This window comes from Vibrio sp. A11, from assembly GCF_013048705.1.
Classification (GTDB): domain Bacteria; phylum Pseudomonadota; class Gammaproteobacteria; order Enterobacterales; family Vibrionaceae; genus Vibrio; species Vibrio metschnikovii.
In genome coordinates, this window is the sequence record NZ_VHSI01000010.1 from 58975 (window position 1) to 75437 (window position 16463).

13 protein-coding genes are annotated in these 16463 nt (G+C 44.4%); 2 read left to right on the plus strand and 11 right to left on the minus strand.

What is annotated here, in order from left to right:
- Nucleotides 1-217 precede the first annotated feature (217 nt).
- Both FKQ60_RS11770 and FKQ60_RS11775 read left to right on the plus strand, forming a co-directional pair.
- Nucleotides 218-1411 carry an acyl-homoserine-lactone synthase gene (locus FKQ60_RS11770; protein ID WP_170906546.1) on the plus strand — a complete coding sequence of 398 codons (1194 nt, stop codon included), beginning with the start codon at nucleotides 218-220 and terminating at the stop codon, nucleotides 1409-1411.
- A complete protein-coding gene (locus FKQ60_RS11775; protein ID WP_170906547.1) occupies nucleotides 1404-3959 on the plus strand; it encodes a hybrid sensor histidine kinase/response regulator in 2556 nt (851 codons plus the stop codon). The genes FKQ60_RS11770 and FKQ60_RS11775 overlap by 8 nt, the downstream gene beginning before the upstream one ends.
- A gap of 89 nt (nucleotides 3960-4048) precedes the next feature.
- Here FKQ60_RS11775 and FKQ60_RS11780 read toward each other — a convergent pair whose 3' ends face one another.
- The 11 genes from FKQ60_RS11780 to FKQ60_RS11830 all read right to left on the minus strand — a co-directional run bounded on the left by FKQ60_RS11780 (nucleotide 4049) and on the right by FKQ60_RS11830 (nucleotide 16460).
- The gene (locus FKQ60_RS11780; RefSeq protein ID WP_158144770.1) at nucleotides 4049-4891 is read right to left on the minus strand and encodes an endonuclease/exonuclease/phosphatase family protein; all 843 of its coding nucleotides are present in this window, start codon (nucleotides 4889-4891) and stop codon (nucleotides 4049-4051) included.
- Nucleotides 4892-4984: 93 nt separating this feature from the next.
- Nucleotides 4985-5323, minus strand: a complete 339-nt coding sequence (gene glnB, locus FKQ60_RS11785) for a nitrogen regulatory protein P-II (RefSeq protein ID WP_004394677.1) — start codon at nucleotides 5321-5323, stop codon at nucleotides 4985-4987.
- 121 nt (nucleotides 5324-5444) lie between these two features.
- Nucleotides 5445-6791, minus strand: coding sequence for a tRNA lysidine(34) synthetase TilS (tilS, locus tag FKQ60_RS11790; protein WP_158144769.1), 1347 nt, complete (start codon nucleotides 6789-6791; stop codon nucleotides 5445-5447).
- A gap of 138 nt (nucleotides 6792-6929) precedes the next feature.
- Entirely contained in the window at nucleotides 6930-7889 is a 960-nt protein-coding gene (accA, locus tag FKQ60_RS11795; RefSeq protein ID WP_158144768.1) for an acetyl-CoA carboxylase carboxyl transferase subunit alpha, read from the minus strand.
- Nucleotides 7890-7933: 44 nt separating this feature from the next.
- On the minus strand, nucleotides 7934-11413 hold the full coding sequence (dnaE, locus tag FKQ60_RS11800) for a DNA polymerase III subunit alpha (RefSeq protein ID WP_115152663.1): 3480 nt from the start codon (nucleotides 11411-11413) through the stop codon (nucleotides 7934-7936).
- A gap of 98 nt (nucleotides 11414-11511) precedes the next feature.
- Nucleotides 11512-12129 (minus strand): ribonuclease HII, encoded by a 618-nt coding sequence (gene rnhB, locus FKQ60_RS11805; RefSeq protein ID WP_154170349.1) that lies wholly within the window; start codon nucleotides 12127-12129, stop codon nucleotides 11512-11514.
- A gap of 4 nt (nucleotides 12130-12133) precedes the next feature.
- Nucleotides 12134-13276: a lipid-A-disaccharide synthase gene (lpxB, locus tag FKQ60_RS11810; protein ID WP_170906548.1), complete on the minus strand. Its 1143-nt coding sequence runs from the start codon at nucleotides 13274-13276 to the stop codon at nucleotides 12134-12136.
- A gap of 87 nt (nucleotides 13277-13363) precedes the next feature.
- Nucleotides 13364-14152 (minus strand): acyl-ACP--UDP-N-acetylglucosamine O-acyltransferase, encoded by a 789-nt coding sequence (lpxA, locus tag FKQ60_RS11815; RefSeq protein ID WP_154170345.1) that lies wholly within the window; start codon nucleotides 14150-14152, stop codon nucleotides 13364-13366.
- Nucleotide 14153: 1 nt separating this feature from the next.
- The gene (gene fabZ, locus FKQ60_RS11820; protein WP_170905122.1) at nucleotides 14154-14585 is read right to left on the minus strand and encodes a 3-hydroxyacyl-ACP dehydratase FabZ; all 432 of its coding nucleotides are present in this window, start codon (nucleotides 14583-14585) and stop codon (nucleotides 14154-14156) included.
- Between the two features lie 315 nt (nucleotides 14586-14900).
- The gene (gene lpxD / locus FKQ60_RS11825) at nucleotides 14901-15935 is read right to left on the minus strand and encodes a UDP-3-O-(3-hydroxymyristoyl)glucosamine N-acyltransferase (protein ID WP_161438328.1); all 1035 of its coding nucleotides are present in this window, start codon (nucleotides 15933-15935) and stop codon (nucleotides 14901-14903) included.
- Between the two features lie 12 nt (nucleotides 15936-15947).
- Nucleotides 15948-16460, minus strand: coding sequence for an OmpH family outer membrane protein (locus FKQ60_RS11830; protein WP_158144765.1), 513 nt, complete (start codon nucleotides 16458-16460; stop codon nucleotides 15948-15950).
- Nucleotides 16461-16463: the final 3 nt, after the last annotated feature.

Here is a 16463-nt window from a genome sequence, read left to right on the forward strand (position 1 = left end):
GAACTTAAGCATCCTCTCCCGATCGCTAATCACGCAAAGCCTCTCCATTCAGGTTGAGTATCTCATTTTAATCATGACTCATTTTATACTAAGTTGTGAACAGTCAACGCAAGTAGTAGACTGGATTGAATATGCCATTAGTATGTTATAACTAAATAACTTAATCTACTGGTGTTATTATCAATAAAAATAAAATAATCTAGGCTAGGTTCACTCGATGCAACTAATATCATCTTTACGCTCACTGTTGACGAGCACTCTTCCGGTCGACCAAAAACAGCAAATGCTCATCGCGTTGGTGATCAACACCTATCCATCGCAACAGCGTACTGACCTTTTCCTCTCAGTGACAGACTGCCGTAAACAACAATTAGTCGATCTTTTCCCTGAACATCACAATACAAGTTTCTCGGTATTATTTGAGCTGATCGACTATCGCGAACTCATTCAACGCTATCCGAATACCCTATCCGAGGAGATAGCACTACTTGAGCAAATCGTCGGCGAGTGTTATTCACATTGGCTGGACTTTTGGTGTGAATGTGAGATAGCCACCATCAAAGCGAACTCCGTCATTGATACTGCCGCCGATGAGATTGAGCTACCACTGGAAGATCAGGCTTACTATGGCTTATTGATCGATAACATAGAAAATTCCGATCTTCTAGTCACTACGCCCAGTCACCCGCAAAAAATGCTCATCAAAGAGGCCATCACTTTAAGCAATCTTGAGCTATTTATCCAAGGTGAAAAGTGGTACGAGATGCTGCCTCTCTTGTCATTATCACAAATGGGTAAACACTTTGTGTTGCTCAAATACCCCAATAATGGCAAGGTGCCCACCCTAGTCGCTTCAATGTTAGTACAAGATTGGGCATCGAATCAGACTTGGCTCAGTTATGCACCGCAGTTTAGTAATCCACAGTGGCAATTCTGCTTGCCCGCACAGGGTTATGATGTTTTCTCGACCTTATCGATTTTCCAACCAGCGCTGTCAAAATGCGATTCTCTGCCAGAATTCGATCGGCAATTTAGGTTACGATTATCCGCTAAAAATAGGGTCTGTGAAGTGCTGCGTTTCACAGTAAGTGGAAATGCTAAGCAGAAGCTCTATTTTGTCTATCTTGCTCAAAAAGAAATCATTAGACTATTGTGCCTAGCTGGGTACAAAGTTAGTTTATTCGCTACCGCTCAACCTTTTATTCTAAACTTTTATCAATCTATTGAACACAATGCGTATTTTTATTTTGGATATTGCGACTTAAATAATAATGGAATAAAAACTTACCGTTGCTTTTGGAATATTGAAATAATTAATAAAGTATTTAATCATATCTATTTTCTCGACTATAAGTATGCGGTTCGTCAAAGTAGGAAGCTCGATTCAGTAGAAAAGGAAGAGTATGTTTGATGCTAACTTAGGTACAATTCTCTATGCCAAAACAATAACCCTTCTTGCAACCATAGCAGTTGTAGTGGTCTGGCTAACCTACTATTGCTATCGACTTAAACAAAAAAGCAAGATGATTTGGGGAACATATCACGCCTCTTACATCGCCTATTCCTGCTGTATTATTGCTTGGATAGTCAGTAATACTTATTTTCATACTAATTGGCTCGTCAAATTTGGTACAGATAGAGCAATTTTTATGGCGGAACTTGCTAATATTAGTGCATCACTAGCTTTTGTTTTTGCCTATTACTTCTCATGTCAGCTCTCCGCCGAACAAAGAAAAGGCACAATATATCTTTGGCAACGACTAATATTTATTACTATAGCGGCGTATTCGATAATCATTAATTCACAATCTAATCTTACGGTAAAGCATGTGGATATCGTAGGGCCGAGCGAGTTTATTATTGAGTTTGGACCACATACGCCATACTTCTTTGGTGCCATGCTGTGTTCAGTGATACTAACATTATTCAACTTGGTCGCAATGCGAACCAATAGCAGTAAACTAACACTAGCCAAAACTAACTATATGATTGCAGGTATCTTGGTATATATGCTTTCAACGCTCGCAATCCAAGTCGGGCTCACCTTTTTTCTTCAAGATTTTTCACTCACTTGGCTACCACCAGCACTCTCGATCAGTGAAATGTTATTCGTGGGTTATGCCCTATTGACATCACGCTTCTACAGTGTGGAATATCTTGCTTATCTATGCCTCAATACCCTGATGGTGTGTGGCGTGTTAACTATCCCTTTAGGCATGGTCTTCATGCTTCTTACCGACAACAGTCAGTGGCTGTTTGTTATCCCATTTTGTGCACTGATCGGTGTGACTTGGGCTCCACTCTATAAAAACGTGAGTCGTTATGCCGCGTTACTGATTTACGGCAATCGACAAACTCCCGTTGAACAAATTCTCGCTTTGGAGGAAGACTTCAAGTTATCCATCGATGATGCGATGCGCCGTTTAGGTGAGTTACTACAAATACCGAGTGATAAGCTGCGCCTCGTGAGCAGTAATCACAGCGAAGCCGTTTACGCACGTTACCTTTCCTCTAAACAAACGGCTCTGGTTTTTGATGAACTGTTTGAAAAACTGGATAATAAAGTCACTGAAAAAAGCTCAGTCAAAGCACTTTATGACAAGATGAGCGCCAATAATACCGCATTAGTGATGCCACTATTCGGCCACGGAAAATCGGTGACGCATTTATTGATATCGCCACACAAAATCAACAATCAGATGTTTTCTCATGAAGAAATCTCGGCTCTTCAAACCTTACTAACCCGAATACAAAGTATTATTGAGGCAGATCGCCGTATCCATCAAAGCCGAGCACTGGCCAATTCGATTGCTCACGAAATGCGTAATCCACTGTCTCAAGTTCAGTTGTGTTTTGAAATGTTAAAAAAACACGTTGAACATCAAGCACCAGCCCAGCAAATAAAGCAAGATATTGAGAGCGGCCAAGCGGCCATTCAACGTGGGCGTCAATTAATTGATATTATCTTACGTGAAGTAAGCGATAGTTCACCAGAACACGAACCCGTTACGATGACCTCGATTCATAAAGCGGTCGATCAAGCTGTCAGTCAGTACGGTTTTGAGAACGAAAAAGTCGTTGAGCGAATTCATTTACCACAACAAGATGACTTTGTTGTTAAGCTCAATGAAACCTTATTTAATTTTGTCATTTTCAATCTCATTCGTAATGCCATCTATTATTTCGACTCTTATCCCAACAGCCAAATTAAGATCACAACCCAAACGGGTACTTATGAAAACATATTGATATTCAAAGATACCGGTCCAGGGATTGATGAAACTATTGCTGATAAGATCTTCGATGATTTCTTCTCTTATCAAAAAAGTGGAGGCAGCGGTTTAGGGCTCGGTTATTGTCAACGTGTTATGCGCTCCTTTGGCGGCCGAATTGAATGCAAGTCTAGGCTGGGGGAATTTACCGAATTCCACCTATCCTTTCCTATTGTACCCAATGCCCCACAAGCAGACTCGCTTCGTACCCCTTATTTCGACGATTGGCCATCGAATCAAACCGCTACGGAAGATAACTACTTTCCCTCACCGGTTGTTAATTCATTATCAAGCCATAATTCAACGCCCACCGTACTCATTGTTGATGATAAAGAAATACAGCGTACGTTGGTTAAACTGTACCTAGATCAACTTGGCATTAGTAGCTTACAAGCAAACAACGGCGAGAGTGCGGTAAATATCGTTAAAACTCATTCTATCGATTTGATTTTGATGGATATCCAGATGCCAGTCATGAATGGGTTTGAAGCGAGTAAAATCATCAAAGCACATTTCCCCGCCATTCCGATCATTGCACTATCGGGAGAATCAGGGAACCATGAGCTCAAAATGATCAGTCTATTGATGGATGGCCGCCTAGAAAAACCGACTTCCTTACCGGCATTACAAGATCTGATTCACCATTGGTTTAGTAAAAATGTGCTATCGAATACTGAGTATCAATAATCCAACCATAACCAAGCTACAATCAACAGACTGACACTGCGAGGTACAAGCAAGCTGTATTACGGCTTACAATATCTATTAATCAAGGCCTATAAACGAAAAGACACCAACATTGGATTATGATCAGAAGCATCGGATTCCGGCGCTTGAGCTTGCTCTAAGGTTAATCCTTTATAGAATACATGATCCAGAGGTAACCCCGTCATAAATCTCAACCGTTGATCGGGAGTAAATTCGACTTCTTTCATTTGCAGTGACAACAGTGCCGACTTTAAAAACCGTGCTCGCTGTTGATTCCAACTATTAAAATCGCCAGCAACAATCATCGGCCCATTGTGTTTTCTTAACGCACTAAGCAGGGATTCAAGTTGCTCACGATAGGCTTTTTGTCCATAGGTAAAATTAACCGCATGCAAATTAACCACGGCTAAGGTTTGGCCATCACTCAGTGCATAATGAGCAAAAATACCTGATTTAGGTAAACGTAACCAAGGCTCTAGTTGAGTATAAGCACAGGCTAAGCGAGGCATACGATAGCTAAGGTTGAGCACCCCAGAAGAAGCGCCAAAGACGCGAAACGCATCCACATAAGCCCCGTCCCAAGCTTGTTGACTGATCCACTGGCGTAGCTCAGCAGTCATATTCGCTTCTTGCAATAAAAGTAACTGAGCATGCTCACTGTATCGGGTCAATTCACTTGCCCAATTGTCACGGTTTTGTTTGTAGATATTCCACACCAATACCGTTAATTGACCGTCATTATCGATCGGCTCTGCGTCAGGGTTCTGATAGCAGACTAAATCTCTCCCTAGTGTATCTTGACCTAAGGTGAGCAGTTGTGGCTGTTTCGAGATCGAAAATATAAGATGAAAAATAATCGTGACCGTAAGCGTTATAATAACTGGTAAAAGTAAAAGATAGCGTTTTTTCATTAGACTCACCAGCATAGAAAACTAACGCTTTCACTTCTTATCATCTGACACCTAAGAAGCGAAAACCGTCTTTACGATCTCATCAAACAATGATTAGATCGCATCTTCATCTTCTTCACCAGTACGGATACGCACCACTCGTTGAATATCACTGACGAAGATTTTACCATCACCGATTTTGCCGGTTTGCGCCGTTTCAATGATGGTATCAACACATTGATCGGCCATTTCTTCACTGACGACAATTTCTAATTTCACTTTTGGTAAAAAATCCACCATATATTCCGCACCGCGATAGAGCTCAGTATGCCCCTTCTGGCGACCAAATCCTTTCACTTCAGAGACCGTCATCCCTGTGATCCCCACTTCAGCCAGCGCTTCACGGACATCATCCAATTTGAATGGTTTGATAATCGCTTCAATTTTCTTCATGTTCATCCCTTACACGGTTTCGTTATCAGAGTTTTATTCGGGTAATCCAAACGCAATCTTGAATACCTTTAACTTATGCTGCGTATTATCGGTTAGCGATGGGTAACAATCAATACAAAGCCTAAGCATTACCCTGCTTGCGCTCATTTCCATCCAAAGCCGTGATCGGCGACTTATCCCACAAAAGCCGGCACTCTTGCCCTGAAAAATCACGATCCACAAATAAATCGGCGATAGCGACGACCCTATCGTGCTCGAGTAAAATCGGCATACGACGCCGTTGCCAACTAGGAATCGCGTATTCTTGAAACAGCTTTTTCAGTTTCCGAGAACCTGCCCGCCCCACTGGACAAGCGCTTAATCCTGTCGGATCAAAGGTCACTCGCAAAGCATCTTGATGAACCGGTAAGCGGATATTACCTTGTCGATCTAACGACAAGGTTAACTTACCAAGCTGATCGGGTAGTACGAGTGGGGTATCTAAGCGGATCTTTTGCCGCCACTCACTGATATCGGCAACGGAAGTAACACAAAAAAGAAGATCATTAAAACGACGAATATCATACGCTTTGAGATGTAAAATCGGGTTAGCGCCCGCCTCTGCCAGCGCCACTTGACTCCAGATCATCTCGGTATGCTGACGACTGGGTAGCACACGCTGCTGCTTGGCTAGCCAGGCACGGATCAGTTGTCGCCGCATGGCATCGCTACACTCTTTTAGTCCTTGAATCGATAACGTACCATCCGAGTTAATCATATTCGCCAGTTTTTCCGCCAGCAACTCTTCAATTAACGTTTCTTGTTCAGCACATAATTCGGCACTGCGTTGCACCGCCTGACGAAAAGAGGGCCAACGCTGAGTAAGGATTGGCGCAACTTGATGCCGTAAAAAGTTACGGTCATAGCGTAAATCGGCATTGCTTTCATCATTGACTGACGATAATTGATGACATTGGGCAAACTGCTCAATCTGTTGTCGAGTGACGGCTAACAGTGGCCGAAGTAATTGCCCCTGACTAAAGGAAGCACAGGCAGCCATAGCCGATAATCCCTTAGGGCCACTCCCTCGCTTCAAAGCCAAGAGAAAAGTCTCTAGTTGATCATCAGCATGATGACCCAATAGCAAGGTGTCTTGCTGATTGACGTATTGCGCTAATACCCGATAGCGTGCATCGCGTGCTAATTTTTCAATACTTTCGCCGCTATCGCGCTCAAGTGCGACATATTCAACATCAAAGGAGATATGGCTTTGATTACACCAAGTTCGGCATTGCTCAACCCAATGATCGGCATTACGACTCAATCCATGATGGACATGCACCGCACGCACGTTAACCGCATTCTGGTCCCGATATTGGGCCAGTAAATGCAGCAGCACTCGTGAGTCGACACCACCACTGAGTGCCAAAACCAAGTCTTTTGTATCGTGGGCTTGCAGTTGATAAGAAAAATGCCGGTACAAATCCATACTGATCTTCTTAGGTCGAGATAAATAATCCTCAGTGTATCGCTAGAGACATCAAAGCAAAAGGGCTGGATTCTCTCCAGCCCTTTCAATTCAATGGCAGATAACTAAACGTTTTGCCACAGCAATCAGCCTGATTGCTTAGCAGTAACCATAGCTCATCAAACGCTGATAACGACGAGCTAACAAAGCATCATGCTCTAAACCTTGTAGATCGGCGAGCTGGCGAAGCAAAGTGGCTTTCAGGTTATTGGCCATTTGCAGAGGATTACGATGTGCTCCGCCAAGAGGCTCTTCAACCACTTCATCAATCAAAGCTAATTCTTTTAAGCGAGGGGCGGTTAAGCCCATCGCATCAGCCGCTTGCGGCGCTTTATCAGAATCGCGCCATAAAATTGAAGCGCACCCTTCAGGAGAAATCACCGAATAGGTTGAATACTGTAGCATATTCACATAATCACCAACGCCGATGGCTAACGCACCACCAGAGCCACCTTCGCCAACAACGTTACAAATGATCGGTACTTTTAAACCCGACATCACTTTCAAGTTAGTCGCAATCGCTTCTGACTGACCACGCTCTTCAGCCCCAACGCCTGGGTAAGCACCCGCCGTATCAATAAAAGTGATGATAGGCATATTGAAACGCTCTGCCATTTCCATTAAACGCAGCGCTTTACGATAACCTTCTGGCTTTGGCATACCAAAGTTACGTCTGACTTTTTCGCGTGTTTCACGACCTTTTTGATGGCCAATGATCATCACAGGTTGATCATCCAAACGGGCAATCCCCCCGACAATGGCTTTGTCATCGGCAAAGGCTCTGTCACCCGCCAACTCATCGAATTCAGTAAAGATATGATTGACATAATCAAGGGTATAAGGACGCTGAGGATGGCGTGCCAATTGAGCAACTTGCCATGCGCCTAAATCACCAAAAATTTTCTTTTTTAGTTCTAAACTTTTCTTCTCTAATTGTTCGATCTCTTTTTCAAGATCAACCGAAGAACTTGCACCATGACGAGAGACATCGCGTAGCGCCTGAATTTTCGCTTCAAGCTCGACAATAGGTTTTTCAAAATCTAAAAAATTTAGGCTCATCTACCGATCCTTTTTTACTCAGCTCGTCAATTGCGCAGCTGAATTTAGTTAAATTCGAGTTCTACTTGGTCTTTACCAAGTAACTGTTGTAATTCATCTAGCAATGTATCACTCGGCGTTACCCGCCATTCCGTACCCAACGTTAAACGCGCCCTCGCATCTGAGCGTTGATAGTATACATTGACAGGAACAGTGCCTGCTCGGTGAGGCTCTAAGATTTGACTAAAGCGCTCAAAAAATTGCTCATCGATTTGCGATTGTGCAATCGATACCGATAAACCACGGGCATATTTTTCACGCGCGCTACCCAAGTCCATGACTTCGCGCGCAGACATTTTAAGGCCACCGTTGAAGTCATCAAAGCTGACCTGTCCGGAAATCACCAGAATTCTATCTTTTTCTAACAATTCTGCATACCTATCTAAGGCATCAGAATAAAGCATGACCTCAATACGTCCGGAGCGATCATCTAAAGTCATTAAGCCAATCCGGCTTCCGCGCTTGGTGGTCATCACTCGAGCGGCAATCACCAAACCCGCTAATGTTAACGATTGATCACGCCGTGTCGGCGTGGCTTCATTTAAGCGACAACTGGTGTATTTAGGTAATTCTTTTAAATACTGGTTAATCGGGTGACCAGTTAAGTACAACCCTAATGTTTCTCGCTCCCCTTCAAGCCAGACCTTTTCCGGCCAAGGAGGAACTTGAGTATACTTTTGCTCAACCTCTTCCGGAGCATCGGTCAAGACACCAAACATATCCGCTTGGCCAAAGGCCTCCGCTTGATGATGTTGACTGGCCGCTTTTACTGCATCGTCTAACGAGGCCATCATCGCCGCACGATGGGGACCTAACCTATCCAATGCCCCCGCAAGGATCAATTTCTCAATCACCCGTTTATTGACTTTTTTAAGGTCGATCCGCGCACAAAAATCAAACAAGTCTTTAAAATAGCCGTTTTTACTGCGCGAGTCTAAAATCGCTTCGATAGGCCCTTCACCAACGCCTTTGATCGCCCCGATACCGTACACAATCGCCCCGTTCTCATCAACATTAAAACGGTATAAACCAGAGTTAATGTCAGGCGGTAATACGGTTAACCCCATACGTTGGCACTCATCCACCAAACCAACCACTTTCTCGGTGTTATCCATATCTGCGGTCATCACCGCCGCCATAAATTCAGCAGGATAATGGGTTTTTAACCATAAGGTTTGATAAGACACTAAAGCATAGGCCGCAGAGTGGGACTTGTTAAATCCATAACCGGCAAATTTCTCTACCAAGTCAAAGATTTTCATCGCCAACTCGCCATCAACACCGTTGTTTTCAGCCCCTTCTTTAAATATGGCACGCTGTTTAGCCATCTCTTCCGGTTTTTTCTTACCCATCGCACGACGCAGCATATCCGCGCCACCTAAGGTATAACCTGCTAGCACCTGAGCAATCTGCATGACTTGCTCTTGATAGAGGATGATGCCGTAAGTCGGTTCTAAAATTTCTTTTAATGACTCATGTTGCCATTTTTCATCTGGATAAGAGATCACTTCACGGCCGTGTTTACGGTCAATAAAGTTATCCACCATGCCTGACTGCAAAGGCCCAGGACGAAATAGCGCTACCAAGGCGATAATATCTTCAAAACAGTCCGGTTTTAGACGCTTGATAAGCTCTTTCATTCCGCGCGATTCCAGCTGGAATACGGCGGTCGTTTCAGATTTTTGTAGTAATCGGAATGAAGCTTCATCTTGCAGCGGAATCGCTTCAATTCGCAACGGCTCTTCACCAAGAGCGGTGCGGCGCGGATTAATTAAACCCAATGCCCAATCAATGATGGTTAACGTGCGCAGACCTAAGAAGTCGAATTTCACTAATCCAGCGTATTCAACATCGTTTTTATCAAATTGAGTAACCGGATGATGACCTTCAGCATCGCAATACAGCGGCGCAAAATCGGTGATCGTGGTCGGCGAAATCACCACGCCGCCGGCATGTTTACCAGCATTTCGAGTACATCCTTCAAGAATACGACACTTATCGATCAGCTCTTTGACTTCTTCATCGGCGTCATACAACTCTTGCAGCGCAGGCTCCGCTTTAAAGGCTTTTTCGAGCGTCATGCCGGGATCGGGTGGGATCAACTTAGAAATACGATCAACAAATCCGAAAGGATGCCCCAATACCCGCCCGACGTCACGAATCACCGCTTTTGCCGCCATGGTACCAAAAGTAATGATCTGGGATACCGCATCACGACCGTATAATTCAGCCACGTGATCAATCACCTGATCTCGCTTATCCATACAAAAGTCGACATCAAAGTCAGGCATCGAGACCCGCTCTGGGTTAAGAAAGCGCTCAAACAGTAGGTCATATTCAAGGGGATCAAGATCGGTAATTTTCAGCGCATAAGCCACCAAAGAACCGGCACCAGACCCACGACCAGGACCCACTGGAATATCATTATCTTTTGACCATTGGATAAACTCCATAACGATCAAAAAGTAACCCGGGAATCCCATCTGGTTAATCACTTGTAGCTCAATATCCAAACGTTCATCGTATTCAGGGCGACGCTCGGCACGAACTTGTGGATCGGGGAACAAAAATTCTAGACGCTCTTCCAATCCTTGTTTGGATTTCACGACCAAAAATTCTTCAATTGCTAACCCGCCCGTCGGAAAATTAGGTAGGAAATACTCACCTAGACGCACGGTCACATTACAACGTTTAGCAATTTCAACACTATTTTCTAGCGCTTGCGGAATATCCGCAAACAGCTCACACATCTCTTGCTCAGTGCGTAAATATTGCTGAGGACTGTAATTTTTAGGTCGTCTTGGATCCTCTAAAGTATAACCATCGTGAATAGCAACGCGAATTTCATGGGCATCAAACTGCTCTGCGTTTAAGAAAACCACTTCATTGGTCGCCACAACCGGTAATTGCGTTTGTTCTGCTAAGTCGAGAGCAAAATGTAAGTAGCTCTCTTCATCCGCTCGCCCTGTGCGCACCAGCTCTAAATAGAAATGATCGGCGAAATACGTTTGATAAAACTCTACGCACTTTTCCGCTAACGCTTGGTTGCCTTTTAATAACGCTCGGCCGATTTCACCATTTTTACCACCAGAAAGTATGATCAAACCTTCGGCGTGTTTCACCAACCACTGTTTATCAATCACTGGTTGATGCTGAACATGACCGCGCAAATACGCTTCTGAAATCAATAAGGTGAGATTTTTATAACCAATATTATTTTTGGCTAAAATAGTGATTTTGGTCAGTTCATCAGCAAACTCATCGGAACGCAGCGTAAAATCAGCACCAATAATCGGCTTAATCCCGCAACTATGCGCGGTGCCATAAAATTTCACCAATCCACATAAGTTTGTAAAATCGGTCAGGGCCATGGCTGGCATCCCCATCGCCGCCACTTGCTTAACCAGAGGGGGGACTTTGGACAAACCGTCCACCATGGAGTAATCACTATGCACACGTAAGTGGATAAACTTTGGGTCTGACATTCAATTGAATCCTAGGTGTTTCGAAGGGGCTAGATCGTGCAATAGCGCTATTCTACGTTAAACCGCAAGCGCATAAAACCATCAGGGGAAACCTGACGCTATAAACCCAATGCACGCTTGACGGGAGAAAAACTGCGCCGATGCTGATCGATCACGCCATGCTGCTCGATGGCGGCAAAATGCGCTTTGGTCGGGTAGCCCTTATGCTGCGCAAAACCAAACTGCGGGTAAAGCAGATCGAGTTCGGCCATCTCTTGATCGCGCACGACCTTAGCAATGATCGAGGCCGCGCTGATCTGCGCGACTCGTAAATCGCCCTTCACCACGGCTTCAGCGGCCATCGGCAACTTAGGCACTTTATTACCGTCGACCAAGACTAAATCAGGTTGAATGGCTAAGCCCGCTACGGCACGCTGCATGGCGAGCATCGTCGCTTGAAAAATATTCAGTTGATCAATTTCACTTGGTGAGCAGCGACCTACTGACCATGCTAACGCTTTCGCTTGAATTTCTGGTAGTAACGCAAGGCGTTTCTTTTCTGACAATTTTTTAGAGTCATTCAAACCGTTAATCGGTTGCGCTGGGTCTAAAATCACCGCAGCAGTGACCACATCCCCAACCAGCGGCCCACGTCCAACTTCATCGACCCCGGCAATCCAGTGATAGCCAGTCGGAAGAATAAAAGGGGGCAAATCGTTATTGGCTTTTATGGTCACGCGGTTATTTTCCTATTAATGTCAGTACCGCTTGCGCGGCTTGTTGATCCGCATCTTTGCGGATCCAATGATGCATCTCTGTGAATTTATCTAATAATGCTTGGTTATCGCTTTGCAATAATCGAGTTAACTCGTGATACAGGTTATCAACACTGCACTCTTGTTGTATAAACTCTTTCACCAGCTCTTGCCCTGCTAAAATATTCGGCAGCGAAACATAAGGTATTTTAACTAATCGTCTCGCTAAAAAAGCGGTAATCGCATTGACTTTATAACCGACCACCATCGGCCGTTTGAGTAACATGCACTCCAATGCGACGGTGCCAGAAGCCAGCATGACGACATCCGATGCCGTAATCACATGACGAGCGGTATCATCGATTAAGGTAAAATCCAGTTCTGGGGCTACTTGCTGCCAAACCGCTTCAAACTGCTCGCGCCGCTGTGAGTTAACCAGCGCGACGACAAATCCTAACTCTGGGTAGGTTTGATGCAGTCGTTGGCACGTTTCAATAAACGGCTGAGCCAGTAGCTTCATTTCGCTACCACGGCTACCGGGCAACACCGCAAGCCAGCGCTTTTTCTCATCTAACCCTAATAAACGCTGAGCCGCTTGCTTATCGGGCTGAAGTGGTAAAGCATCGGCCAAGGTATGGCCAATAAACTCACACGGTACGTTAAACCGATCATAAAACGCTTTTTCAAACGGTAAAAAAGCGAGCACGAGATCCGTTGCCGCGGCAATTTTAAAAATTCGCTTCTGACGCCAAGCCCATACTGAAGGGCTGACATAATGCACCGTTTTAATTCCCGCTTGCTTTAAATCTCGCTCCAAGCGTAAATTAAAATCCGGCGCATCAATCCCGATAAAGACATCCGGTGGATTTTGCGTAAAATGCTGTACCAACTCGGCTTTAACTTTGAGTAAACGAGGCAAACGTCCTAGCACTTCCACCAAGCCCATGACGGCTAATTCTTCCATATCAAACAGAGAATGGCAGCCTTGATCAATCATTTTCGGGCCGCCAATCCCGACAAATTCAGCATTAGGATAACGGGTTTTGATCGCTTTAATAAAGCCTTCACCGAGGGTATCCCCCGACAATTCACCCGCAACAATACCAATACGTAAAGGTTGTTGTTCCATTTCTCAATGCCTCTTGATAGGTAATCGCCATAAAATGCAAAAGATCGCCGATAAATGGCGATCTTTTGTCTAACGCCAAGTCTAAAACTAACGGATGATACCGCGAGCCGAGTTAGCTAAGAAATCAAGAAAACGTTGAACCGCAGGGAAACTTGCCGCTTCTTTAGCGATTTCCACTTTGGCTTCTTCCAAAGTGAGTCCATTACGATACAACGCCTTATAAGCACGGCGAATCGCATGTATTTCCGCTTTCTCAAAACCACGACGCTTTAAGCCTTCAACATTAATGCCAAAAGGGGCACAGTGGTTACCTTGCGCCATGACAAAAGGAGGCACATCTTGTACAACGATCGATCCACCGCCCAGCATACAATGATCGCCAATGTGGCAGAATTGATGAATGGCTGACATACCACCAATGATGGCTTGATTGCCCACCTTGACATGCCCAGCTAAGGTTGCGTTATTGGCAAAAATACAGCGATCACCAATCACACAATCATGAGCAACGTGTGCATTAATCATAAATAAGTTATCACTGCCAACAATGGTGATGCCTTTATCTTGCACAGTACCACGATGCATAGTGACACTTTCACGAATGGTATTGCGATCACCAACAATCAGTTGAGTATCTTCACCCGCGTATTTTAGATCCTGACAGGCTTCACCAATTGAGGCGAATTGGAAGATGCGGTTGTCTTTACCAAGCTTAGTTGGCCCTTTGACAACAACGTGCGATAACAGCTCAGTGCCGTCACCAATCTCCACTTTGCCATCAACATAACAAAATGGACCAATCTTAACATTTGCGCCAATCACTGCGCCGTCTTCAACCACTGCGGTTGGGTGGATTTGTGCCGTTGGATGAATCATATTAAAACTCTCTGCGTGCACATTTTAGAACCGCGGAGCAAACTACGTCACCATCGACTTTTGCCACTCCGTTAAAAAGAGCAATGCCTCGGCGCTCTTTGATAAATTCCACTTCAATCATTAATTGATCGCCAGGGCCAACTGGTTTACGAAACTTTGCATTATCAATGCTTGCAAAATAGTACAGCTCGTTTTCTTTTGGTGCACCGAAAGTTTTAAATGCCAACAACCCAGTCGCTTGAGCCATGGCTTCTAAAATAAGCACGCCTGGGAAAACCGGTAACTGAGGGAAATGACCAGTAAACTGAGGTTCATTCACCGAAACATTCTTTAGCCCAACAAGGTATTTACCTTCTTCATAATCAGTCACACGATCGATCAATAAAAAAGGATAACGGTGCGGAAGCAGGCTCTGAATTTCAGTGATATTCATCATTTTCTTTTCAGTAGTCAAAGTCATATTCCTATCAATAAATAGATTAAATGCGATACCCTGCTCTCAAAGACAGGGAAAACTGTCGCCGCTTAAATCATCACGAAAACAGGTCCAGAGCAGAGCAAATAAGTTGGCTGATATTATATACTCAAACCGCTGAGAGTGGCAGGCAGCAGATTAATCAATCTGACTAAGGTTCTCGTCAGAAAACACCAAACTAGCGTCGCCGACACGCGATACTAACCATCAACAAACCAGAGATAGAGATAAAAAAGACTCGCGTACGGCGAGCCTTTTTAGCAAAACAAGCCATTATGAGTGACTGATTTGCTCAAATTGCTTTTCTAAGGCTTTTAATCGTTTGTTCATCTCTTCAATTCGATGCACCCGTGCGGCGGTTTTACGCCACTCTTTATTCGGCTGCAGTGGAATACCGGATGAATAGATACCTTTCTCTTCAATACTGCGCATCACCATGCCCATGCCGGTAATGGTAACCCCATCAGCAATAGTAATGTGACCATTAATGACTGTCGCTCCGCCAATAATGCAGTATTTACCAATATGAGTACTGCCAGCAATCACTGTACCACCAGCAATCGCGGTGCCATATCCGATGTGTACGTTATGCGCAATCTGCAATTGATTATCCATGATCACATTATCTTCAATCACCGTGTCATCCAGTGCACCACGATCAATGGTTGTCGAAGCACCAATTTCAACGCGATTGCCAATCCGCACCGTGCCCACCTGAGGGATTTTTACCCATTCACCACGTTCATTGGCATAGCCAAAACCGTCAGAGCCGATCACGGTACCAGATTGGATCAAACAATCATCACCAATCTGTACGCCATGGTATACGGTGACATTCGCCCACAGCTTAGTGTTATGACCTAATTGTGTATTATGGCCAATAAAGCATCCAGCGCCGACCACCACGTTATCACCGAGAACCACTCCCGACTCAATCACCGCATTTGCGCCAATCGCCACATCTTTACCCAATTGGACATCTGTCGCAACAACCGCACTCGGTGCGATCCCGACCAACGCTGGTTTAGGTGTTTTATCTAATGCCTGAGCTACTTTAGCAAAGGCAATGTAAGGGTCAGCGACCACTAATACATTCGATGGACACAACTCTCGTTCCGATTCTTTCACCATCACTACTGACGCTTGGCACAACTTAAGGTGTTTAGCGTATTTAGTATTAGAAAGAAAGGTGACATCCCCTTCCTTGGCCCTATCCATTGGCGCGACCGCGCTTACTTTCACGTTAGCATCACCATATAGGGTGCCGCCGGTTATGGTTGCCAAATCGGCTAAAGTTAGTGTCATCATAGTCATCGAATATTATTTAATTGCTTTAATTACTTGCTCAGAAATATTGTACTGTGGTTTACCGTATTGCATAGCGCTAACATCAACAATCAAGTCATAACCTTCTTTTTCCGCGACTTTTTGTACAGCGTCTTGGATAATTTTAAACAATTTTTGTTTTTCTTCTGCTTCACGACGTGCAGAAGCCCGCTCCAGAGCTTGGGCTTTCATCTGGTACAGATTATCCAACTGCCCAATTTCCATACGCAATTTTTCAACGTCATCTTGGCTCATCAGCTCAGCATCACGTCTTAATTTTTCAATTTTCGTCTTAGCTTGAGCTTGAAGACTTTGTAGCTCTGCAGCTTTGTCTTTAAACTCGTCCTGCATTTTCTGCAAAACCACTTCACGTTGTGGTAACGCTTGAAATACTTGTGCGGTGTTAATAAAGCCTACTTTTTGCGCAGCCTCAGCAGCATTGGCAAAAAAAGCAGAACTAAGAATGATCAGGCTAACACTGGCCGCTTTAACGGTATTTTTTAACATACT